Origin of the sequence: Streptomyces sp. NBC_01275, from assembly GCF_026340655.1 — a bacterium.
Taxonomy (GTDB): Bacteria; Actinomycetota; Actinomycetes; order Streptomycetales; family Streptomycetaceae; genus Streptomyces.
The window spans coordinates 2232330-2255725 of record NZ_JAPEOZ010000001.1 but is presented as its reverse complement, the minus strand read 5'-3'; the positions used below and the strand labels follow the sequence as shown (position 1 = coordinate 2255725).

Below are 23396 nucleotides of genomic sequence, written 5' to 3'. Positions count from 1 at the left end.
AAGCACAGGGGGGACATACGCCGCGTAACGACTCGCCCCTGTGCCCGGCCTGCGGTATCAGGCAGCATGTCGTTCATGTCCGTACTGACGCGCGACGAAGCGCTAAGCCGTGCCCAGCTCCTCGACGTCCACCACTACACGATCGAGCTCGACCTGACCACCGGCGAGGAGACCTTCGAGTCCCACACCGTCATCAGGTTCGCCGCACGCTCCCACGGGGACACCTTCGTCGAGGTCAGGCCCGCCGAACTGCGCTCCGTCACCCTCGACGGCCAGCCCCTCGACCCGGAGACCCTGGACGACAACCGGCTGCCCCTGAAGAACCTCACCGCAGGCGACCACGAACTCCGCGTCGAGGCGAGCATGCGCTACTCCCGCACCGGCGAGGGCATGCACCGCTTCACCGACCCCACCGACGGCGAGACCTACCTCTACACCCAGCTGTTCATGGAGGACGTCCAGCGCGTCTTCACCGCCTTCGACCAGCCCGACCTCAAGGCCGTCTTCGACCTCACCGTCAAGGCCCCCGAACACTGGACCGTCCTCGCCAACGGCATCACCGAACACCTCGGCGAAGGCCGCTGGCAGGCCGCCCCCACCCCCCTCATCTCCACCTACCTCGTCGCCGTCGCCGCCGGACCCTGGCACTCCGTCACCACCGAACACCGCGGCCTGCCCTTCGGCATCCACTGCCGCCGCTCCCTCGCCCCCCACCTCGACGCCGACGCCGACGAACTCCTCGAGATCACCCGCCAGTGCTTCGACCGCTACCACGAGAAGTTCGAGGAGCCCTACCCCTTCGACTCCTACGACCAGGCGTTCGTCCCCGAGTTCAACGCCGGCGCCATGGAGAACCCCGGCCTCGTCACCTTCCGCGACGAGTTCGTCTACCGCTCCGCCGTCACCGACGCCGAACGCCAGACCCGCGCCATGGTCATCGCCCACGAGATGGCCCACATGTGGTTCGGCGACCTCGTCACCCTGCGCTGGTGGGACGACATCTGGCTCAACGAGTCCTTCGCCGAGTACATGGGCTACCAGACCCTCACCGAAGCCACCCGCTTCACCGACACCTGGACCGACTTCGGCGTCTCCCGCAAAGCCTGGGGCTACGACGCCGACCAGCGCCCCTCCACCCACCCCGTCGCCCCCGAGAACGTCGACGACACCGCCGCCGCCCTCCTCAACTTCGACGGCATCTCCTACGCCAAGGGCGCCTCCGCCCTGCGCCAACTCGTCGCCTGGCTCGGCGAGAAGGACTTCCTGGCCGGCATCAACACCCACTTCGCCCGCCACAAGTTCGCCAACGCCGCCCTCGCCGACTTCATCGACTCCCTCGCCGCCCACACCGACCGCGACGTCCACGCCTGGGCCGACGCCTGGCTGCGCACCACCGGCGTCGACACCCTCACCCCCACCGTCACCGGCAGCAACGGCGACCACCACCTCACCGTCGCACAGCACGGCGCCCGCCCCCACCGCATCACCGTCGGCCTCTACGACCAGGACCTCGCCGACGACGACAGCCGCCCCGCCCGCCTCACCCTGCGCGAACGCCTCGACGTCGACATCCCCCAGACCCAACCCCAGCCCCTCGGCAAGCGCCCCGCCCTGCTCCTCCTCAACGACGGCGACCTCACCTACGCCAAGATCCGCTTCGACGACCGCTCCTTCGACACCGTCCGAAGCTGTCTGTCCGCACTGCCCGAGCCGCTCACCCGCGCCGTCGTCTGGAACGCCCTGCGCGACGCCGTCCGCGACGGCGACCTCGCCCCCGCCGCCTACCTGGAGACCGCCCGCGCCCACCTCCCCCGCGAGACCGACCTCGCCCTCGTCCAGGGCGTCCTCGCCTTCGCCTCCGCCCAGATCGCCGACCGCTACGTCACCCCCGACGAGCGCCCCGCCGCCCTGGCCACCCTCTCCTCCCTCTGCCGCGACCTCATCCGCCGCACCGAGGACGGCGACCACCCCGGCCTGCGCCTCATCGCCGTACGCCACTTCATCGACGTAGCCGCCCACCCCGACACCATCGCAGCCTGGCTCGCCGACGGCACCGTCCCCGGCGGCCCCGAACTCGACCCCGACCTGCGCTGGCGCGTCCTCGCCCGGCTCGCCGTCCTCGGCGACACCGACGAAGGCGCCATCGCCGCCGAACTCGCCCGCGACCCCTCCGCCACCGGCCGCGAAGGCGCCGCCCGCTGCCGCGCCGCCCTCCCCGACCCGGAAGCCAAGCGGCAGGCCTGGGAGGCGATGTTCACCACCGACGACCTCTCCAACTACCTCTTCACCGCCACCGCCCAAGGCTTCTGGCAGCCCGAACAGGCCGGCCTCGTCAGCCCGTACGTGCCCCGCTTCTACGAGGACGCCGTCGCCGTCGCCGCCCGGCGCGGCCCTGCCATCGCCGAGGCCGCCGGCCGCTGGGCCTTCCCCGCCCACGCCGTCGACCCCGACACCCTGCGCCTGGGCGAACAGTGCCTGCGCGACGCGGCCCCCATCCCCGCCCTGCGCCGCAAACTCGCCGACCAACTCGACGACCTCGCCCGGGCGTTGCGGGTACGGGAGGCATAGAACCGCACCATCGCGGGGCGCGGCCGGCACCGGCCGCGCCCCGACGTGCTTCCGTACCGGGAAGTACCACCTTCGGGTTTGATCGTTGGGCTTTTCAGACGTGTCCGCGCAACCGCGTACAAAATGGAACTCCCGCCGCCCACGCGCCCGCCCGGAGGAGCCCATGACCCAGCCGCCCCTCGCCTCCGGCCCCGAAGGGCCCGCCGCCCTACGACCGCTGCTCGCGACCGTCCTCGACGCCCTCGACGCCGGCGCCCGCGCGCGAGGAGGCCCACTGCCCGCGGGCGGACCGGACGCGGTCGCCGCCCGACTCCGGGCCGCCGTGGGAGACGTACTCCCCGACGACGGCGACCCCGACGCCCTGCGCGCCCTCGTCCACGCCCTCGCCGAAGGCTCCGCCGACCCCGCCGACCCGCTGTGCGCGGCACACCTTCACTGCCCACCCCTCGCCGTGGCCACCGCCGCCGACCTCGCGGTCTCCGCCCTCAACCCCTCCCTGGACTCCTGGGACCAGGCCCCGGCCGCCTCCGAACTGGAAGCGCTGGTCACCCGGGCGATCGCCCGACTGGCCGGCCTCACCGACGCCCTCGTCACCACCGGCGGCACCGAGGCCAACCACCTCGCCCTCCTCCTCGCCCGCGAACGACACGGCCCCGGCCTCCAACTGGTCTGCGGAGCCAACGCCCACCACTCCCTGCCCCGCGCCGCCTGGCTCCTCGGCCTCCCCGACCCCGTCATCGTCCCCACCCCGGCCGGCGCCCTCGACCCCGCCGCCCTCGCCGCCGCCCTCGCCGCCGCCCTCCCCGACGGCCCCCTGATCGTCGCCGCCACCGCAGGCACCACCGACGCCGGACTCATCGACCCCCTCCCCGAGATCGCCGCCCTCGCCGCCGCCCACGGCGCCCGCCTGCACATCGACGCCGCCTACGCAGGCGGCCTCCTCTTCAGCGACCGCCGCCGCACCCAGCTCACCGGCCTCACCGCCGCCCACACCGTCACCCTCGACCTGCACAAACTCGGCTGGCAACCGATCGCCGCCGGCCTCCTCGCCGTCCGCGACCCCACCGACCTCACCGCCCTCCACCACCGCGCCGACTACCTCAACGCCGACGACGACACCGAAGCCGGCCTCCCCGACCTCCTCGGCCGCTCCCTGCGCACCACCCGCCGCCCCGACGTCCTCAAAATCGCCGTCACCCTCAAAACCCTCGGCCGCACCGGCCTCGGCGCCCTCGTCGACCAGGTCTGCGAGCAGGCACGCGAACTGGCCGCACTCATCACCGACCACCCCCACCTCGAACTGCACTCCCCACCCACCCTCAGCACCGTCCTCTTCCGCCCCACCCACGCCACCGACGACACCGTGGCCGCCGTACGCCGCCGCCTCCTCACCGACGGCCGCGCCGTCCTCGGCCGCACCCGTCTCGACGGCCGGCTCTGGCTCAAGACCACCCTCCTCAACCCCCACACCCGGCCCGCCGACCTGGCCGCCCTCCTGACCCTGGTGGAAGGAAACACCCCCACATGAACACGCCCCCCCACCACGACCCCGACACCCCCCACGACCTCGTCGGCATCGGCATCGGCCCCTGCAACCTCTCCCTCGCCGCCCTCGCCCACCCCCTCCCCGACCTCGACGCCGTCTTCTACGAACAACGCCCCGGCTTCGACTGGCACCCCGGCCTCCTCATCGACGGCGCCCGCGTCCAAGTCCCCTTCCTCGCCGACCTGGTGACCCTCGTCGACCCCGCCAGCCCCTTCACCTTCCTCAACCACCTCAAGACCCGCGACCGCCTCTACCCCTTCTACTTCGCCGAGCGCTTCCACATCCAACGCGCCGAATACGACGCCTACTGCCGCTGGGTCGCGGACAACCTCCCCGCACTCCACTTCCGCCACCAGGCCGACGCCGTCCGCTGGAACCCCGAACACGACGTCTTCGAAGTCGACCACACCCGACTCGACGCCGACGGCGAAGCCGAAGCCCTCGGCCGCACCTACACCAAGAACGTCGTCCTCGGCATCGGCACCGAACCGTACGTCCCCGACGCCCTACGCCCCCTCGTCGACGCCCCCGGCGTCCCCGTCGTCCACGCCGCCGACTACCTCACCCACCGCGACACCCTCCTCGCCGCCGGCCACGTCACCGTCGTCGGCTCAGGACAGTCCGGCGCCGAAGTCTTCCTCGACCTCCTGCGCAACCGCCCCGCAGGCCGCGAACGACTCCACTGGATCGGCCGCACCCCCGCCTTCGCCCCCATGGAGTACTCCAAACTCGGCCTCGAACACTTCACCCCCGACCACACCCGCTACTTCCACGCCCTCCCCGAAGGCGTCCGCGACCAACTCCTCGCCGCCCAATGGCAACTCCACAAAGGCATCGACGCCGACACCCTCGCCGCCGTCCACGACGAGCTCTACCGCCGCACCCTGCACGGCGGCTGGCCCGACACCGTCCTCACCCCCGGCGTCCGCGTCCGCACCGCCGGCCGCATCGCCACCACCAAGATCGAACTCCACCTCGAACACACCCACCAGAACACCCGCACCCGCCTCACCACCGACGCCGTCGTCCTCGCCACCGGCCACCGCGAACGCCCCCTCGACCACATCCTCGCCGGCCTCGACCCCTACATCCGCCGCGACCACAGCGAACGCCCCCGCGTCGACGCCTGCTTCCGCCTCGTCCTCGACCCCTCCATCACCGCATCCGGCTGCAACGTCTACGTCCAGAACGCCGAACGCCACACCCACGGCGTCGGCGCCCCCGACCTCGGACTCGCCGCCTGGCGCAGCGCCATCATCCTCAACACCCTCACCGGCAAGGAGACCTACCGCCTCCCCACCCGAACCGCCTTCACCACCTTCGGACTCGAACAACAACACCGAGTCCCCCAAGCCAGACAGGCTCCCGTCCTCACCCCCCTCGTCGAAGGCCGATAACGGGAAAGCCGACGCCGATATCAAAACCGCCAAGGCCGGTCACGGGAACGCCGCCAAGGCCGAATCACGGCAAAACCGCCCACCGGAAAAACCGCAGACTGCAACGGGAAGAATCCCGGCGGCCGCCACGTTGTGCCCCGGCATGACCACCACCTGGACCGCCGCCCACCGCACCGCCGTCATCGACCCCCACGAGGACTTCGCCCTCTGGGAATCCCGCGGCTTCACCGACCAGACCGTCCGCCAGTCCCTCCGCCTCGCCGGCGGCGGCGAAGCCCTCCGCATCCACCTCAGCAACCGCTACGGAGACCAGCCCCTGGAAATCGGCGGCGCCCACCTCGCCCTCCGCACCAAAGGCCACGGCATCGACCCCGCCACCGACACCCCCCTCACCTTCCACGGCGCACCCACCCTCACCCTCCCCGCCGGACACGAAACCACCAGCGACCCCGTCCACCTCCCCGTCCACGCAGGCGACGAACTCACCATCAGCCTCTACCTCCCCGGCGACACCGGCCTCACCACCTTCTCCGCCATCCCCTACGACACCGGCCACGCCGCCCCCGGCGACCAACTCTCCGCCACCACCCTCGACGACCCCGAGGAATTCACCACCGGCCACCTCCTCACCGGCGTCGACGTCCTCGCCCCCCAAGGCACCCGCATCGCCGTAGCCTTCGGCGACTCCTGGATCGAAGGCGCCGCCACCACCCCCGGCGCCGACCACAGCTTCCCCGCCCAGCTCAGCCGCCGCCTCACCCGAGGCTGGATCGTCAACCAGGGCATCTCCGGCAACCGCCTCCTCACCGACCAGATCGGCGAACACCTCCTCGCCCGCATCGACCACGACGTCCTCGCCGTACCCGGCGTCAGCCACGTCCTCGTCCACATCGGCCTCAACGACCTCGGCATGCCCGGCCACCTCGCCTACCCCGAACCCGCCCAGCTCCCCACCGCCGCCGACTTCACCACCGGCCTCACCACCCTCGCCGACCGCCTCCACACCGCCGGCCTCACCGTCATCGCCACCACCATCGGCCCCTACCGCGGCACGGTCTACGACGGCTACGACTCCGACGCCGGCCAAGCCGTCCGCCGCCAGATCAACACCTGGCTCCTCGGCGACGACCACCCCTTCGACGCCGTCGCCGACCTCGCCGCAGCCGTCGCCGACCCCGACCACCCCGACCGCATCCACGACGCCTACAACTCCGGCGACGGCCTCCACGTCAACGACGCCGGCGCGAAAGCCATCGCCGACGCCATCGACGTAACCCTGCTCGACCTCTAGAACCGGCTAGAACCGGCTAGAACACCGGCGTCCCGTTCCGCGTCAGCTTCCAGTCCACCGACGCGAAGTCCTTCGGGTCCAGCACACCCTTCGCCGTCACCCACTCCGCGATCCGCGTCCGGATCTCCGTCGACTCCGACCACAACTCCGCAGCGGAGGCCACGTGCGGGAACGCGCCGCCACCGTTCGCCCGGTAGTTGTTCACCGCCAGCACGAACTGCTGCGCGTCATCCAGCGCCGCACCGTTGTACGTCAGGTTCTTGATCCGCGAACCCGCCGCCTGCGCGACGTCGATCTCGTACACCAGCCCCGACACATAGTCGTAGTTGTAGTCCGGACGACCCGCCGCGTTCGTCAGCTTCTCCGTGTCCACCACCGCATCCGCCGCCGTCTGCACGAAGTACTGCGCCGAGTACTCCAGGTACGCCCGGATCTGCGCACCCGTCAGCAACTTCGCCACCAGCGTGTTGTCGTACACATACAGGCTCGACAGATCCCGGATCGTCACCTCGCCCGCCGGAATCTCCGACGTCCGCGAGAACGGCGACGCCTGCGCGATCACCGGCAGCGAGGCATACGACGTCCCCGCCAACGCCGCCCTGACCACATCCTCCTGAACCCTCGTGATCAGGTCGATGATCGGAGCGTCCTTGTACCGCGCCTCCACCGTCGTCAACGTCGTCGTCGCCGAACCGACCACCTGGTTGACGTACTCGACCACCTTGGCGTGCTCATCGCCCAGCAGCTTCGTGATCTTCGGATCGTCCGCAACCGTGTTCGAGTTCAACACCTTCGAGGACACGGACTCGACCGCCCACCGCCCCTTCTCGAACACCAGCTCCACATCGAACACCGACAGCCGCTCCGCATACGCCAACGGCTCCGACAACACGACCGTCTTCCCGGTCTTCGCGTTCGTGACCTTCAGCTCCGGAATCTCCACATGCGCATGCCCGACCAGAATCGCGTCGATGTCCGCCACCTGCTGCGCCACCAACGCCGCCGAGTTCTCCACATACGGCAACTGGTCACCGTACGACGACGTACCCGACGAACCCGAGTGCGCCGACACGATCACGACGTCCGCACCCAGCGACTTCAGCTTCGGCACCCACTTCGCCGCCTGCTCCTCCAACCCCGGGAACGCCAGCTTCCCCTGCACATACGCCTTGTCCCAGATCGCGATACCGGGATTCGTGAGACCCAGCACCGCGACCTTCACCGGCGGCGCGCCCTTCACACAGAACGTCTTGATGACATACGGCTGGAAAGCAGGCCTCAGCGTCTTCGCGTCCACCGCGTTCGCCCCCAGCAGCGGGAACCGCAGCTGACTCTCGAACTTCCGCAGCGTCTCGATGCCGTAGTTGAACTCGTGGTTGCCCAGCGCTGCCGCGTCGTACCCGATCGCGTTCATCGCCTGCGCCATCGGGTGCACCGGACCGCCCTTGGCGGTGATCGGGTCCACCTTCGCGTAGTAGTACGTCAACGGCGTGCCCTGGATCGTGTCGCCCGCGTCCAGCAGCAGCGTGTTCTCGCGGCCCTTCTCCTTACGGAGCTGGTTCACCAGCGTCGAGATCCGCGCCAGACCCTGCGCGTTGCCCGCCGCGTCCTTGTACTCCGCGTCCTTGAAGTAGTCCCAGTTGAAGACGTGACCGTGCAGATCCGTCGTCCCCATCACCGTCAGCGCATACCGCTTCGGCTGCTTCACCGGCGTACCCGGCTTCTTCCCCTCCGCGGCCTGTGCCGCCGGAGCCGCAGCAGCACCCGCGATCGCCACCCCCGCCCCGGTCACGGCGGACTTCTTCAGAAACTTCCGGCGGTTCAACGGCATGTCTCGTACTCCTCGGCGGATGGTCAACGACGCGCGTAGATTCTGACTCGGACATGACCGACGGCAACAGGTCCAGGAGGTTTCGATCTGGTGACCAGCAGACTCGACCCCCACCCCCGAAACGACAAAGCCATGACAAGGTGGGACGTATGACCTCCCAGCCCCCGCCCCCGCCCCCGTACGGCACCCCCGACGCACCCCTCCTCACCGTCCGCGGCGAAGCCGACCTCGAAGTCGACCCCGAGATCGCCCGCATCGCCGTCACCGTCACCGCCCGAGGCAAAGACCGCCGCACCACCCTCGACGACCTCACCCACCGCAACACCACCGTCCTCGACCTCATCAAGTCCTACGGCGACGCCGTCGAGAACCTCGCCACCGGCTCCGTCACCCTCACCCCCGAACTCGCCCCCCGCGGCCGAGGCGAACGCATCCGCACCTACCACGGCAACATCCACCTCACCGCCGAACTCACCGACTTCACCGCCCTCGGCGAACTCACCACACGACTCGCCGACCTCGAACTCACCAGGATCGACGGCCCCTGGTGGCAACTGCGCCCCACCTCACCCGTCCACCGCCAAGCCCGACAACAGGCCGTACACGAAGCCGTCCAACGCGCCAAGGAATACGCGGACGCCCTCGGCACCACCATCACCGCCCTCATCGAACTCGCCGACGCCGGCGCCACCGCCGGACGCCCCCGCTCCGCCTTCGACCGCCGCGCCGTCCGCTTCTCCATGGCCGCCGCAGAAACCGAACAGGCAGCCGAACCCCTCGACCTCGAACCCCAGCGCATACACATCCGAGCCGAGGTCAACGCACAGTTCACGATGCACCCGCCCAGCCTCTGAATTCCCCCCGAATTCACTTCGATGCTCAAAAGAGCGACCGGCCGCCCATATTCAACACCCGTCAACAACCCTTCACGCAAAGGTTGTTGAGCGGCCATTCGACACCAATTCCCTACCGATCGGTAAGCCCTAGCCTGGACCCATGCGCCGAGCAAAAATCGTCTGCACCCTGGGCCCCGCCACCGACTCCTACGACCAGATCAAAGCCCTGGTCGAAGCCGGAATGGACGTCGCCCGCCTCAACCTCAGCCACGGCCGCCACGCCGAACACGAGGACCGCTACCAGCGCGTACGCAAAGCCTCCGACGAGACCGGCCACAGCGTCGGCATCCTCGCCGACCTTCAGGGCCCGAAGATCCGCCTCGGCCACTTCACCGAAGGCCCCGTACTCCTTGAACGCGGAGACGCCTTCATCATCACCGTCGAAGAAGGCGTCGAAGGCGACCGCCACATCTGCAACACCACCTACACCGGCCTCGCCGCCGACGTCACCCCCGGCGAACGCGTCCTCGTCGACGACGGCAAGGTCTGCCTCGAAGTCACCGCGGTCGACGGACCCCGCGTCCACACCCGCGTCGTCGAGGGAGGCATGATCTCCGACCACAAAGGCCTCAACCTGCCCGGCGTCGCCGTATCCGTCCCCGCCCTCTCCGACAAGGACGAAGCCGACCTCCGCTGGGCCCTGCGCACCGGCGTCGACGTCATCGCCCTCTCCTTCGTCCGCAGCGGCAAGGACATCGAGGACGTCCACCGCATCATGGACGAGGAAGGCCGCCGCCTGCCCGTCATCGCCAAGGTCGAGAAGCCCCAGGCCGTCGAGAACATCGACGACATCGTCGCCGCCTTCGACGGCATCATGGTCGCCCGCGGCGACCTCGGCGTCGAGATGCCCCTGGAACAGGTCCCCCTCGTCCAAAAACGCGCGGTCAAACTCGCCAAGCGCAACGCCAAGCCCGTGATCGTCGCGACCCAGATGCTCGACTCCATGATCGAGAACTCCCGCCCCACCCGCGCGGAGGCCTCGGACGTCGCCAACGCGGTCATCGACGGCACGGATGCGGTGATGCTCTCCGGCGAGACCAGCGTGGGCAAGTACCCCGTGGAAACCGTCCGCACGATGGCCAAGATCGTCGAAGCGGCGGAGGAAGACATCCTCGCGAAGGGTCTGCCGCCCCTCACCGACAGCAACAAACCCCGCACCCAGGGCGGCGCGATGGCCCGCGCGGCCGCGGAGATCGGCGACTTCCTCGGCGCGAAGTTCCTGGTCGCCTTCACCCAGAGCGGCGACACGGCCCGCCGCCTGTCCCGCTACCGCTCCCCGATCCCGCTCCTGGCCTTCACCCCGCTCCCGGAGACCCGCTCCCAGCTGAACCTGACCTGGGGCGCGGAGACGTTCCTGGGTCCGCACGCCGAGTCGACAGACGCGATGGTCGACCAGGTGGACGAACTGCTGTTGAAGTACGGGCGGTGTCAGAAGGGGGACGTGGTGGTCATCACGGCCGGCTCGCCTCCCGGGGTGTCGGGGTCGACGAACCTGGTGCGGGTGCATCACGTGGGTGAGGACGACAGTCCCAAGTAGTCGGTAGTCAGTACTTGGGGCCTACGTGGGTGTCCATGAGAGCTACGGAGGCCTTCTTGGCGACGGAGATATTGAACGCGTTTCCGTTGCGGGCAGACTGCGTCCACTCGATGCCCAGCTTGTCGAGAGTGGCGGTGTAGAGCAGGCGAATGTCGTCGGAGACGTTGGTGAAGAAGTAGCGCGGGTATTCATAGCGCTTGCGCTCACCGTCGACGGTCTTCTCGGTCCAGTTGGTGATCCGACAGCCGTCCGAATGGATCAGGCCACGGACGAACTTCCAGGGGTGCGCGTCGACGATGGCCTGTTGCCAGGGCTCCAGTACGATGCGGCGTTCGTGCTTTTTGCCGGGGCCGTGTTGGGGGAAGAGGCAGGGCCAGTGCTTGCTGGACCCCGTGACGGCGACGCACCCCTGCTTCTTGACCCGGCACACACTGTTGTCCGGGCGCACGGAGCGCATTGCGGCTTCGCACTCGTCGATCACTCCGGGCCAGGCGTTGTCCAGGACGATGCGCATGAAGTAGACCTCGCGCCGGTGGGTGCTGATACAGCCATCACCCAAATAGAGGCCCAGGAAGTAGGCGTATGCCTCGGGCGCCTCAGGTGGTTCAGGTGATTCCTGGCAGCGAGGGCGCGGCCGCCCGGTGCGGCGGAGCGGTTCGATGCGTACTTGCCAGGAACGGATCGCGAACCGGGAGACACCGAGTTCCTTGCTTACGGAATTCAGGCTGCGCCCCTGGGCAACCAGCGCGAGTGCTCGCTTGCGTGTGCTGACGTCGTACATGTGCCCACTGTGTGAGCGTGATCGCGGCGGCACGCGGCAAAAAGCGGATGTTCATGAGAACGGGAACATCCGCTTTCTAAGATCAATCTTAGAATCGAAGGAAAAGTGCCTCGGGTGGGATTCGAACCCACGCTGTCGGTGGTTTGAGCACCGTGTCTCTTCCGCTGGACTACCGAGGCTTCCTCTAAAACAAAGGCAGACAACCACCCGCCGTGCCCCCACCTTACCGCAGCTAGGTAGGCTCTTGTCAGCAGTACCCCTGCCCTGAACAAGGAGCCCCCGTGACCGCCCCCGAGTCGCCCCAGCCCGTAGACGCGCCCGACGACGACAAGTCGCACGTGCCTCCGCTGACGACCCGTGTCGTCATCGCCGAGGACGAGGCCCTGATCCGCCTCGATCTCAAAGAGATGCTGGAGGAGGAGGGCTACAGCGTCGTCGGCGAGGCCGGTGACGGTGAGCAGGCCGTCGAGCTCGCCCGTGAGCACAAGCCGGACCTCGTCATCCTCGATGTGAAGATGCCCAAGCTGGACGGCATCTCGGCGGCCGAGAAGATCGCGGAGGAGCGCATCGCCCCCGTGCTGATGCTGACCGCCTTCTCGCAGCGCGATCTCGTCGAGCGGGCGCGGGACGCCGGTGCGATGGCGTACCTCGTGAAGCCGTTCAGCAAGAGTGACGTCGTTCCGGCGATCGAGATGGCCGTCTCCCGGTTCACCGAGCTGAGGGAGCTGGAGAACGAGGTCGCCGATCTCACGCTGCGGCTGGAGACGCGCAAGCTGGTGGACCGGGCGAAGTCGATCCTTCAGACGGAGTACGGGCTGACGGAGCCGGCTGCGTTCCGGTGGATCCAGAAGACGTCGATGGACCGGCGGATGTCGATGCAGCAGGTCGCCGAGGCGGTCATCGCGGACGCCGAGGAGAAGAAGGCGTCCAAGGGCTGAGCCCGGCTACGCGCACACGACGAGGCCCGCGCCCGGAGAAGGGGCGCGGGCCTCGTTGCCGTAGCGGACGAAGAGGACTGGCTCAGTCCTCGCCCAGGTACGCCTTGCGGACGGACTCGTCGTGCAGGAGGTCCCGGCCGGTGCCGGAGAGCACGATGTTGCCGACCTCCATGACGTGGCCGTGGTCGGCGAGCGAGAGGGCGGCCTGGGCGTTCTGCTCGATGAGCAGGATGGTCATGCCCTGGGACTTCAGCTCGGCGATGGTCGCCATGATCTTCTGCATCATGATGGGGGACAGGCCCATGGAGGGCTCGTCGAGCATGAGCAGTTTGGGCTGGGACATGAGGGCGCGGCCCATGGCGAGCATCTGCTGCTCGCCGCCGGAGAGGGTGCCCGCGGCCTGCTTGCGGCGTTCGCCGAGGATGGCGAAGAGGTCGTAGGCGCGCTGGATGTCCTTCTCGATGCCTGCCTTGTCGTTGCGGAGGAAGGCGCCGAGGCGGAGGTTGTCCTCGATGGTCATGCGGGGGAAGATGTGCCGGCCCTCGGGGGAGTGGGCGAGCCCGAGGGAGACGATGTCGTGGGCGGGGATCTTCTTCAGCGATTTGCCGTTGAACTTGATCTGGCCGCCGACGGGCTTGAGGAGTCCGGAGAGGGTGCGCAGGGTGGTCGTCTTGCCGGCGCCGTTGGTGCCGATGAGGGTGACGACTTCGCCGGCTTCCACTTTGAAGGAGATGCCTTTGACGGCTTCGATCTTGCCGTAGGCGACCCGGAGGTCCTCGACTTCGAGCAGTGCGGTCATCGGTCGTTCTCCTTGGCGGGCGCGGCGTCCGTCGTGGTGTCGGCGTTCGCTTCGGCGGCCTCGACTTCGGCTATTTCCTCGTCGCCGGGGGCGTTTTCGAAGGGTTCGCCGAGGTAGGCGGCGACGACGCGTTCGTCGCCCTGGACGGTGGCGCTGTCGCCTTCGACGAGCTTCTCGCCCTGGACGAGGACGGCGACGCGGTCGCAGAGGTTGAAGATGAAGCGCATGTCGTGCTCGATGACGAGGACGGCGATGCCCTGGTCGCGGATGGCGAAGACCAACTCCTCCGTCGCGCGCGTCTCCTGGGGGTTCATGCCGGCTGTCGGTTCGTCGAGGAGGAGCAGGCCCGGCTCGCTCGCCAGTGCTCGGGCGATCTCGAGCTTGCGCTGTTCGCCGTAGGGGAGGTTGCGGGCGAGGTGTTCGGCCTTGTCGGCGAGGCCGACGAAGTCGAGGAGTTCCATGGCGCGTTCGCGGGAGGCGGCTTCGGCCCTGTGGAAGGCGGGGAGGCGCAGGATGGCCGACCAGAAGCCTTCTTTGGTGCGGGTGTGGCGGCCGACGAGGACGTTCTCGAGGACCGTCATGTTGGCGAAGAGGCGGATGTTCTGGAAGGTGCGGGCGATGCCGGCGGCGGTGACCTTGAAGGACTTGGGGGGCAGGATGTTGCCCTTGAAGCGGACTTCGCCTTCGGTGGGGATGTAGAGGCCGGTGAGGCAGTTGAAGAAGGTGGTCTTGCCGGCGCCGTTGGGTCCGATGAGGCCGACGATCTCGCCGCTGTTGACGGTGAGGTCGACGTTGCGGACGGCGGTGAGGCCGCCGAAGCGCATGGTGACGCCGCGGGCGTCGAGGACGGTCTCGCCGATGGCGGGGGAGCCGGGGGCGGTGTCCTTGGTGGTGGTGTCGGTCGTCATGGTGGTCAGGCCCCTGCCTTCGTGAGGACGGTGGGTGCTTCCGCGTCCTCGTGGAACTCGAGCTGGCGGCGCTTGTTGGGGATGAGTCCCTCGGGGCGGAAGCGCATCAGCAGGATGAGTGCGACGCCGAAGGCGAAGAGCTGGTAGTCGCCGAGGAACTGGAGCTTGTTGGGGATGAGGAAGAGCAGTGAGGCGCCGATGAGGGGGCCGCCGATGGTGCCCATGCCGCCGAGGACGACTGCGGCGAGGAGGAAGGCGGAGTTGGGGGGGATGGGGCCGGCGAAGACGTACTGCTCGGGGGTCACGGTGTAGGTGACGTGGGCCTGGACGGTGCCGGCGAGGCCGGCGAGGGAGGCGCCGACGGCGAAGGCGATGAGTTTGACGCGGAAGCCGTTGATGCCCATGGCGAGGGCGGCGGTCTCGTCCTCGCGGATGGCGACCCAGGCGCGGCCGATGCGGGAGTCGCCGCTGCGTCGGAACACGGTCACGACGACGGCGGTGATGATCAGCATCAGGAAGAAGTAGTTGGCGAAGCGGCCGATGTTGTAGCCGGCGATGTCGTGCACGGCGCCGAAGTCGAACCCGAGGATGTTGAGGTTCGGGATGGAGGAGATGCCGTTGGAGCCGTTGGTGATGTCGGGGCCGGAGGTGCCGTCGAGGTTGTTGGCGGTGATTCGGAAGATCTCTCCGAAGCCGAGGGTGACGATGGCGAGGTAGTCGCCGCGCAGTCGCAGGGTCGGGGCGCCGATGAGGACGCCGAAGACGAGGGATGCGCCGGCGCCGACGAGTGCGGCGGCCCAGAACGGGAAGTGCACGTCGAAGGGGGAGCTGGGGGAGCCGGAGACCATGGCCGCGGCGTAGGCGCCGACGCCGAGGAAGGCGACGTAGCCGAGGTCGAGGAGGCCGGCGAGGCCGACGACGATGTTCAGGCCGAGGGCGACGGTGGCGAAGATGAGGATGTAGACGCCGACGGTCGCGTACTGGTCGTCGGTCTGGGTGAAGGGGAAGAGGGCGGCGGTGACGAAGGCGCCGCAGATGGTGATGTTCTGGTGTCGGGCCGTGATCTGGCTGGCCTGGGCGACGAGGCCGGACTTGGTGACGGCGGCGAAGCCGAAGCCGGCGGTGATGAGGAAGCCGATGAAGAGTTCGTCGTACTCGGTGCCGATGCCGTAGGTGAAGACGGTGAGGCCGAGGGCGAGGACGGCGACGATGATGAGGATCTCGGCGTAGGCGGGGAGCTTGCCGACGGGGCGGGCCGTGCCGGAGCCGAAGGCGGCCTTGACGGTTTCCCAGCGGTGGGCGGCCGCGTGCTTGCGGTGTTCCCAGGGGGTGTCGTCGGGGTCGATCGGGTCGGGCTCGGGGTGTTCGAAGGGCAGGGCGAGGGCGCCGAGGAGGGCGGCGAGGCTGCCGAGGGCGACGAGGTAGCCGCCGGGTTCGAGGTTGACGACGCCGCCGAGGTCGGAGCTGATGGCGATGACCGTGTACCAGCTGGTGGCGAAGGTGGCGAGGGCGGCGAACTTGATGGCGCCGTCGGCGCCGGCCGGGACGAGCCAGCGCAGGCCCTTGATGCCGTAGGAGGCGAGGGCGAAGAGGGCGGTGAGGGCGCCGCCGATGAGGACGAGGACCTGGAGGCCGCCGGGGTAGCCGTAGACGGTGAGGTCGCCGGGGAAGGCGGAGGTCCAGGTCCAGGCGAGGAAGGTGGAGACGATGGTGAGGAGGGCGCCGCCGGTGGCGAGGGCGCGGCCGATGTGCGGCGGTATGCCGATGAGGCCGGCCGGGGCGGAGGCGGTCGTGCCCGGGGTCTCGGGTGTGGTGGTCTGTGTGGTCATCGGTGTCACGCCCTGTCAGCGACGCGCTCGCCGAGCAGGCCCTGGGGGCGCAGCAGGAGCACGAGGATGAGGAGTACGAAGGCCCAGACGTCGGCCCAGGCGTTGCTGCCGAACTGGCCCATGCCGGGGATGTCGGCGATGTAGGCGGTGGCGAGGGTTTCGGCGATGCCGAGGACGACGCCGCCGATCATGGCTCCGTAGATGTTGCCGATGCCGCCGAGGACGGCCGCGGTGAAGGCCTTGAGGCCGAGGAGGAAGCCCATGGTGAAGCTGATCTGGCCGTACTTGAGGCCGTAGGCGACGCCTCCGATGGCGGCGAAGGTCGCGCCGAGGGCGAAGGCGACCACGATGATGCGGTCGGTGTTGACGCCCATGAGCTTGGCGGTGTCGGGGTCCTGGGCGGTGGCCTGCATGCCGCGGCCGGTGCGGGTCTTCATGACGAAGTAGCCGAGGAAGGCCATGCTGACGGGGGCGGCGATGAGCAGGAAGACGTCGCCGGTCTGGATGGTGACGTTGCCGATGTTGAAGGGGCCGCCGTCGATCTGGGGGAAGACGCGGGCGGACTTGGCCTCGGGGTACCAGGCCCAGACGGCCTGCTGGAGGCCGAGGGAGAGGCCGATGGCGGTGATGAGCGGGGCGAGGCGGGGTGCGTTGCGCAGCGGTCGGTAGGCGAACCGTTCCGCTCCCACGGCGACGGTCACGGAGACCATCACGGCTCCGACGAGCATCAGGGGCAGGGCGATCGCCATGGATGTGCCGTCGGGCAATATGTACGCGTAGACCGTGAGAGCGCCGAACGCTCCGGTCATGAAGATCTCGCCGTGGGCGAAGTTGATGAGCTGGACGATGCCATAGACCATTGTGTAGCCGATGGCGACAAGCCCGTACATGGATCCCAGTAGCAGGCCGTTGACCAGCTGCTGCGGCAGTTCGTTCACCGCATGTCCTCCGAGACGGTTCGGATGTTTCGACGGGGGGCCGGATGCGAGTCCGCGCGGGGCGCCTGTGGAACAGCGCCCCGCGCGGCTCAGCTGTGGTGCGGGTGTGGGTCAGCCGGTGTAGGTGCCGGACTTGACGGCCTTCCAGGCACCGTTCTCGACGGCGTAGACGGTGAGCTGCTTGTTGGTGGCGTCGCCGTACTCGTCGAAGGAGACCTTGCCGGTCACGCCGTCGAAGGAGACGTTCTGGACGGCCGCGGTGACCTTGGCGCGGGCGTCGTCGGGCAGCTTGCCGCCGTTGTCGTCGACGACCTTCTTGACGGCCTCGATGATGGACCAGGCGGAGTCGTAGGAGTAGCCGCCGTAGGCCGCGTACTCCTCCTTGTAGCCGGCCGCCTTGTAGTTGGCGACGAACTCCTTGGCGGAGGCGAGCTCCTCGACGGGGGCGCCGACGGAGGTGGCGAGGTCGCCGGCGGCGTCGGTGCCGGCGAGCTTGATGAAGTCCTCGGCGTAGATGCCGTCGCCGCCGACGAGCGGGATCTTGGCGCCTGCGGCCTTGATCTGCTTGCTGAGCGGGCCGGCCTGGGGGTACTCGCCGCCGTAGTAGACGACGTCGGCGCCGGAGTTCTTCACCTGGGTGGCGACGGCGGAGAAGTCCTTGCTGTCCGGGTTGATGTGCTGGGTGCCGGCGATGGTGCCGCCGAGCTTCTTGAACTCCGCGGTGAAGGTGGCGGCCAGACCGGCGCCGTAGGTCTTCTTGTCGTCGATGACGAAGACCTTCTTCTTCTTGGCGTCGTTGTAGACGTACTGGGCGGCGAACGGGCCCTGGATGGCGTCCGTGGTCGCGGTGCGGAAGTACGACGAGTAGACGCGCTTCTTGGCGGTGGCCCAGTCGGGGCCCTGGGTGAGCGCCGGGTTGGTGTTGGCCGGGGAGACCTCGACCAGCTTGGCGTCGTCGAAGACCTTCTGCATCGATTCGGCGACGGAGGAGTTCAGCGGGCCGACGACGCCGAGGACGGTCTTGTCGGCGACCAGGGCGGTGGCGTTCTGCTGGCCCGCGGAGGGCTGTGCCTGGTCGTCCTTGGCGACGATCTTGAAGGTGACGCCGTCGACGTACTTCTGCTTGTTGGCCGTTTTGGCGGCGAGGTCGACGGAGTTCTTGATGCCGAGGCCCAGCGCGGACAGGTCGCCGGTGAGCGGGGCGTCGACGCCGATGGTGACGGTGGTGCCGCCGCTGTCGGAGCCCTTGTCGTTGCTGTCGCGCGAGCCGCACGCGGTGAGGGTGAGTGCTCCCGCGGACAGTGCGGCGGTGATGGCGATGAGCGAACGTTGACGCACGTTCCAGTCCTTTCCCTGGGCGGCCCTCCCCCCTGGAAGAGGCCGAGTCGAGCGCTGAGCCGAAGGGGTATTCCGGTCGCGCGGTGACTGGGCGTGACTCTAAGCGGGTGGAGGGAACGTGGAGGAGGGTCTGACCAAGGCTGTGACGCTCTTGTTATGACACGAGGTAATGCAGAGCGGTACTTCGAGGGTGGAACAGTGGAATTCCGGCTGATTCGCCCTGTCCGCATGTTGAGAACGTGCAGGACGAACCCTGGTGTGTTCAGGCGTCTCGGGCGTTTTGGTGATTACCTGAAATCGTTGCTACAGGCGACCTGTAGGGCGTCCGAGAGGTCCTGGGCATAGTTCGGGCCCAGGATGTAACTGTGAACCTGTATTGCACGCGCATTACGTAGAGTTACGTCCAGGAAAGGGAGTCCGGCGTTCGCCGGCACTGTTCCGCATTCCGTCACGTGCATGGTGACGACGATCGTGCGGGCCGAACCCGCCGTCGTCCGGAACGGCGCCCGCGGGGCCGAGGTCACGGAGAGCCCGGCGTACGGCTGTGCCATCCGCGTCACGGTGACCGGCGGGCCCGAGTCCACTTCCAGGAGCACCTCGAAGGCGAAGGTCCGCGGCGGGGCGCCCGGCGGGACGGTGTGTCCGCCGAGGTAGGTGACGTCCACGACCTGGGACGGGAACGGCGGTGCGAGAGCGGCCGGTTGAGGGTCGTGGGGGCGGGTCGCGTAGAGGTAGCCGCCGCCCGCGAGCAGGGCGCAGGCCGCCAGGATGCTGAGCGCGGCCCGGCGGTGGGCGCCGTACGAACGGGCAAGGCGGGGGAAGCGGGCGGCCAGAGCGGTGTGGGCCGTGTGGGCTGCGTGGGCGAGTCGGGTGCGCGGGCGGGGGTGCGGGTGTGCTCGCGGGGAGGGTGAAGGGGACGGTGACGAGGGGTCCGTGCCGGGGGACTCGGCGGTGTCCCACGCGCGCGTGGCGTCTCCGGGCTCGACGGCGTCCCACGCGTGCGTGCCCTCGCCGGGCTCCACCGGGCCGACGCCGCTCACTGCCAGGGACCTTTGCCGGGGCCGCCGGAGCGGTACCAGTCGACGCAGCCCTCGCGCGCCTCGCGGTCGATCAACTCGTCGGCCGCGTCGGCTCCTTGGCGCTTCTTCTCCGCCCGCGCGGCGTCCACGACGGCCCGCAGGATCTCGTACTGTCCGTTGGACAGGCCCATCGACTGGTAGTCCCCGTAGGTGTCGCTGTCCAGGACCTCGCGCGACCAGTGGGCGACGATGCGCGTGCAGAGCTCCTCGGGTGGCGTGGTCGAGGGGGAGGGCGAGGGGTGGGGGGTGGTGGATGGCGCGCTGTCGGCCTGCCCGGCTCCGGAGTCGCCGCAGCCGGTCGCCAACACGCCGAACAGCAACGCCAGTCCGAGCGGCCGTGCCAGTCCGAGCGGTCGTGCCCATCCTGGCGGGCGTGCGGGGCGTTCCGGTCCGGGCCGTGGTGTCCGTTCGGGCAGGAGCGTCCGGCCGGGCGGCCGGGCCGCCGTGGACCGTCCGGCCCGGGGCCGTCTCGCCCCGGGGCACGTCGCCCTTCCCGCCCGTGGGGCCCCTCCCGTTGTCATGCCCCGACGCTAGGCCGACCGGGCGGCGCGGGGCAACGCCGCCGCGCGCTCGCCGGGCCCCGGGCCGGGTCAGTCCGCCGCGCGCGCGGGCGCCGCGTCGCCGGCCGTCACGTCCCGCAGCAGACAGGTCAGCCGCGCACTGCACACCCGCCGCCCCGCCTCGTCGCTGATCACGATCTCGTACGTCGCCGTGGAGCGTCCCCGGTGCACGGGTGTGGCCACGCCGGTGACCAGGCCGGAGCGGACCCCGCGGTGATGGGTGCAGTTGAGGTCGACGCCGACGGCGATCTTGGAGCTGCCGCCGTGCAGCATCGCGCCGACCGAGCCGATCGTCTCGGCCAGCACCGCGGAGGCGCCGCCGTGCAGCAGTCCGTAGGGCTGGGTGTTGCCCTCGACCGGCATCGTGCCGACGACCCGGTCCGCCGAGGCTTCGAGGATCTGCACGCCCATACGGGTGCCCAGGTGCCCGGCGGAGAACAGGGCGGGCAGGTCGACGCCGAGCGCCGCGTACTCGTCGATGACCTCTTGCGGGAACTTCACGTACTGCTGCTCGCCCATGGGCCCCTGTCCGTTCGTCGATCCGAGTCCAGCGCTCCAGCGCTCACTGAGCAAACGCTCAGTCGGTCGACGATTGTTCCAGACGGACCACCACGGACTTGCTGGCCGGGGTGTTGCTGGTGTCGGCGGTGGCGTCCAGCGGGACCAGGACGTTGGTCTCCGGGTAGTACGCGGCCGCGCAGCCCCGTGGGGTCGGGTACAGCACGACCCGGAAGCCGGGGGCCCGGCGCTCCACGCCGTCCCGCCACTCGCTCACCAGGTCCACGTACGACCCCTCGGCGAGGTTGAACGCGCGCGCGTCCTCGGCGTTGACCAGGACGACCCGGCGGCCGTTCTTTATGCCCCGGTAGCGGTCGTCGAGGCCGTAGATCGTGGTGTTGTACTGGTCGTGCGAGCGCAGCGTCTGCAGCAGCAGGCGGCCCTCGGGCAGCTTCGGGTACTCGACCGGCGCGGCGGTGAAGTTGGCCTTGCCGGTGGCCGTGGGGAAGCGGCGCTCGTCGCGCGGGGCGTGCGGGAGGGTGAAGCCTCCAGGGTGGGCGACGCGCGCGTTGAAGTCCTCGAAGCCGGGGATCACGCGCGCGATGCGGTCGCGGATCGTGGCGTAGTCCTTCTCGAACTCCTCCCACGGCACCTTGCTGTCCTCGCCGAGGACGCGGCGGGCGAGGCGGCAGACGATGGCCGGCTCGGACAGCAGGTGGGCGCTCGCGGGGGCCAGGCGGCCGCGCGAGGCGTGCACCATGCCCATGGAGTCCTCGACGGTCACGAACTGCTCGCCACCGCCCTGCAGGTCGCGCTCGGTGCGGCCGAGGGTGGGCAGGATGAGGGCGCGGGCGCCGGTGACGACGTGGGAGCGGTTGAGCTTCGTCGAGACGTGCACGGTGAGGCGGGCGCGGCGCATGGCGGCCTCGGTGACGTCGGTGTCGGGGGAGGCGGAGACGAAGTTGCCGCCCATGGCGAAGAAGAGCTTCGCCTCGCCGTCGCGCAGCGCGCGGATGGCCCGTACGACGTCGAAGCCGTGCTCGCGCGGGGGCGCGAAGCCGAACTCCTTCTCCAGGGCGTCCAGGAAGGCCGGGGCGGGGCGCTCGAAGATGCCCATGGTGCGGTCGCCCTGCACGTTGGAGTGGCCGCGCACCGGGCACACGCCGGCGCCCGGACGGCCGATGTTGCCGCGCAGCAGCAGGAGGTTGACCACTTCGCGGATGGTCGGCACGGAGTGCTTGTGCTGGGTCAGGCCCATCGCCCAGCACACGATGGTGCGCTCGGAGGCGAGCACCATGCGCAGGGTCTCCTCGATCTCCGCGCGCGTGAGGCCGGTCGCGGTGAGCGTCTCGTCCCAGTCGGCGGCGCGGGCGGTCTCGGCGAACTCCTCGAAGCCGTGGGTGTGTTCGCCGATGAAGTCCTCGTCGAGGGCGCCGTCGGTCTCCAGGATCAGCTTGTTGAGGAGGCGGAAGAGGGCCTGGTCGCCGCCGATGCGGATCTGCAGGAACAGGTCGGTGAGGGAGGCGCCCTTGAGCATGCCCTGCGGGGTCTGCGGGTTCTTGAAGCGCTCCAGGCCGGCCTCGGGCAGCGGGTTGACGCTGATGATCTTCGCGCCGCCGGCCTTGGCCTTCTCCAGGGCGGAGAGCATGCGGGGGTGGTTGGTGCCCGGGTTCTGTCCGGCGACGATGATCAGGTCGGCCTGGTAGAGGTCCTCCAGCAGGACGCTGCCCTTGCCGATGCCGATGGTCTCCGACAGGGCCGAGCCGGACGACTCGTGGCACATGTTGGAGCAGTCCGGCAGGTTGTTCGTGCCGAGCTCGCGGGCGAAGAGCTGGTAGAGGAACGCGGCCTCGTTGCTCGTGCGGCCCGAGGTGTAGAAGACGGCCTCGTCGGGGGAGGCGAGGGCGGCGGTCTCCTCGCCGATGATGTCGAAGGCGCGCTCCCAGGTGACCGGCTCGTAGCGCTCTCCCCCTTCGGGGAGGTACATGGGGTGCGTGAGCCGCCCCTGCTGGCCGAGCCAGTAGCCGCTGCGGCCGGCGAGGTCGGCGACGGGGTGCGCGGCGAAGAACTCCGGGGTGACCCGGCGCAGCGTCGCCTCCTCGGCGACCGCCTTCGCGCCGTTCTCGCAGAACTCGGCCGCGTGCCGGTGGTCGGGCTCGGGCCAGGCGCAGCCCGGGCAGTCGAAGCCGTCCTTCTGGTTGACGCGCAGCAGGGTCAGCGCGGTGCGCCTGACGCCCATCTGCTGTTGGGCGATCCGCAGGGAGTGCCCGACGGCCGGCAGCCCCGCCGCGGCGCGCTTCGGCTCGGCGACCTGGGGGGCGTCCTGGACCGGATCAACCTTGGGCGGCTTCGTTGCCATCGCACGCTCTCCTTCGACCTGCGGTGTGTGCGTCTACTGTCTGCCGTCCGTCGCTGCCGTGTGCGCAGTGCGTCCGGCCGTGCACGGTGCGTGCCGCCGTGTGCGGCAAGCTTCCGAATCCTCGCACGCGGTGCCGACGGCGAAGGCGGCCGGGGCGCGCGGGGGGTGGAGTCAATGGTTGCGGAAGAAGCAATGGTTGCGGAAGAGGCAACACGGTGTGGAACTCGGCACGGGCCGGTCCTCGCCCGGGGCCTCCTCGGGCCGGGCTCGGCGGTGGGCGGGGGCCGAGTGTCATGGGCGGGG

At 69.5% G+C, this 23396-nt stretch carries 18 protein-coding genes and 1 tRNA gene; 7 read left to right on the top strand and 12 right to left on the bottom strand.

Going from position 1 to position 23396, the window contains the following annotated elements; genetic code table 11:
• Positions 1–75 precede the first annotated feature (75 nt).
• The 4 genes from pepN (at position 76) to OG562_RS09665 (ending at position 6802) form a co-directional block, all read left to right on the top strand.
• Positions 76–2568, top strand: a complete 2493-nt coding sequence (pepN, locus tag OG562_RS09680; protein ID WP_266395879.1) for an aminopeptidase N — start codon at positions 76–78, stop codon at positions 2566–2568.
• A 163-nt stretch (positions 2569–2731) separates the two neighbouring features.
• Complete coding sequence (locus OG562_RS09675) at positions 2732–4096, top strand: aminotransferase class V-fold PLP-dependent enzyme (protein ID WP_266395877.1); 1365 nt, start codon at positions 2732–2734, stop codon at positions 4094–4096.
• On the top strand, positions 4093–5511 hold the full coding sequence (locus tag OG562_RS09670; RefSeq protein ID WP_266395876.1) for a lysine N(6)-hydroxylase/L-ornithine N(5)-oxygenase family protein: 1419 nt from the start codon (positions 4093–4095) through the stop codon (positions 5509–5511). The genes OG562_RS09675 and OG562_RS09670 overlap by 4 nt, the downstream gene beginning before the upstream one ends.
• Positions 5512–5653: 142 nt before the next feature.
• Positions 5654–6802 carry a GDSL-type esterase/lipase family protein gene (locus tag OG562_RS09665; RefSeq protein WP_266395875.1) on the top strand — a complete coding sequence of 383 codons (1149 nt, stop codon included), beginning with the start codon at positions 5654–5656 and terminating at the stop codon, positions 6800–6802.
• Between the two features lie 16 nt (positions 6803–6818).
• Here the strand turns inward: OG562_RS09665 and OG562_RS09660 are convergent, their stop codons facing one another.
• The gene (locus OG562_RS09660; protein WP_266395873.1) at positions 6819–8633 is read right to left on the bottom strand and encodes a bifunctional UDP-sugar hydrolase/5'-nucleotidase; all 1815 of its coding nucleotides are present in this window, start codon (positions 8631–8633) and stop codon (positions 6819–6821) included.
• A gap of 149 nt (positions 8634–8782) precedes the next feature.
• Between OG562_RS09660 and OG562_RS09655 the strand changes: the two genes are divergently transcribed.
• Together OG562_RS09655 and pyk are read left to right on the top strand one after the other, a co-directional pair.
• Positions 8783–9487, top strand: a complete 705-nt coding sequence (locus tag OG562_RS09655) for an SIMPL domain-containing protein (RefSeq protein WP_266395872.1) — start codon at positions 8783–8785, stop codon at positions 9485–9487.
• Between the two features lie 142 nt (positions 9488–9629).
• The gene (gene pyk / locus OG562_RS09650; RefSeq protein ID WP_266395871.1) at positions 9630–11066 is read left to right on the top strand and encodes a pyruvate kinase; all 1437 of its coding nucleotides are present in this window, start codon (positions 9630–9632) and stop codon (positions 11064–11066) included.
• 7 nt (positions 11067–11073) lie between these two features.
• Here the strand turns inward: pyk and OG562_RS09645 are convergent, their stop codons facing one another.
• Together OG562_RS09645 and OG562_RS09640 are read right to left on the bottom strand one after the other, a co-directional pair.
• Positions 11074–11847 (bottom strand): transcriptional regulator, encoded by a 774-nt coding sequence (locus OG562_RS09645; RefSeq protein ID WP_266395870.1) that lies wholly within the window; start codon positions 11845–11847, stop codon positions 11074–11076.
• A gap of 106 nt (positions 11848–11953) precedes the next feature.
• Positions 11954–12026: transfer RNA gene (locus tag OG562_RS09640), tRNA-Leu, on the bottom strand.
• Between the two features lie 102 nt (positions 12027–12128).
• Here OG562_RS09640 and OG562_RS09635 point away from each other — a divergent pair.
• On the top strand, positions 12129–12785 hold the full coding sequence (locus tag OG562_RS09635; RefSeq protein ID WP_266395868.1) for an ANTAR domain-containing response regulator: 657 nt from the start codon (positions 12129–12131) through the stop codon (positions 12783–12785).
• An 82-nt stretch (positions 12786–12867) separates the two neighbouring features.
• Here OG562_RS09635 and OG562_RS09630 read toward each other — a convergent pair whose 3' ends face one another.
• The 9 genes from OG562_RS09630 to OG562_RS09590 all read right to left on the bottom strand — a co-directional run bounded on the left by OG562_RS09630 (position 12868) and on the right by OG562_RS09590 (position 23093).
• Positions 12868–13584: an ABC transporter ATP-binding protein gene (locus OG562_RS09630; RefSeq protein ID WP_266395867.1), complete on the bottom strand. Its 717-nt coding sequence runs from the start codon at positions 13582–13584 to the stop codon at positions 12868–12870.
• The gene (locus tag OG562_RS09625; protein WP_266395865.1) at positions 13581–14492 is read right to left on the bottom strand and encodes an ABC transporter ATP-binding protein; all 912 of its coding nucleotides are present in this window, start codon (positions 14490–14492) and stop codon (positions 13581–13583) included. Before OG562_RS09625 ends, OG562_RS09630 begins: the two co-directional genes overlap by 4 nt.
• Positions 14493–14497: 5 nt before the next feature.
• Entirely contained in the window at positions 14498–16321 is a 1824-nt protein-coding gene (locus tag OG562_RS09620; RefSeq protein ID WP_266395863.1) for a branched-chain amino acid ABC transporter permease, read from the bottom strand.
• A gap of 5 nt (positions 16322–16326) precedes the next feature.
• On the bottom strand, positions 16327–17259 hold the full coding sequence (locus OG562_RS09615) for a branched-chain amino acid ABC transporter permease (protein WP_266395861.1): 933 nt from the start codon (positions 17257–17259) through the stop codon (positions 16327–16329).
• Between the two features lie 111 nt (positions 17260–17370).
• Entirely contained in the window at positions 17371–18597 is a 1227-nt protein-coding gene (locus OG562_RS09610; RefSeq protein ID WP_266395860.1) for a branched-chain amino acid ABC transporter substrate-binding protein, read from the bottom strand.
• 287 nt (positions 18598–18884) lie between these two features.
• Complete coding sequence (locus OG562_RS09605; protein ID WP_266395858.1) at positions 18885–19637, bottom strand: Tat pathway signal sequence domain protein; 753 nt, start codon at positions 19635–19637, stop codon at positions 18885–18887.
• On the bottom strand, positions 19634–19984 hold the full coding sequence (locus OG562_RS09600) for a hypothetical protein (protein ID WP_266395856.1): 351 nt from the start codon (positions 19982–19984) through the stop codon (positions 19634–19636). The genes OG562_RS09605 and OG562_RS09600 overlap by 4 nt, the downstream gene beginning before the upstream one ends.
• 282 nt (positions 19985–20266) lie before the next feature.
• The gene (locus tag OG562_RS09595) at positions 20267–20755 is read right to left on the bottom strand and encodes a hotdog fold thioesterase (RefSeq protein WP_266395854.1); all 489 of its coding nucleotides are present in this window, start codon (positions 20753–20755) and stop codon (positions 20267–20269) included.
• 58 nt (positions 20756–20813) lie between these two features.
• A complete protein-coding gene (locus OG562_RS09590) occupies positions 20814–23093 on the bottom strand; it encodes an FdhF/YdeP family oxidoreductase (RefSeq protein WP_266395853.1) in 2280 nt (759 codons plus the stop codon).
• Between the last annotated feature and the right edge of the window lie 303 nt (positions 23094–23396).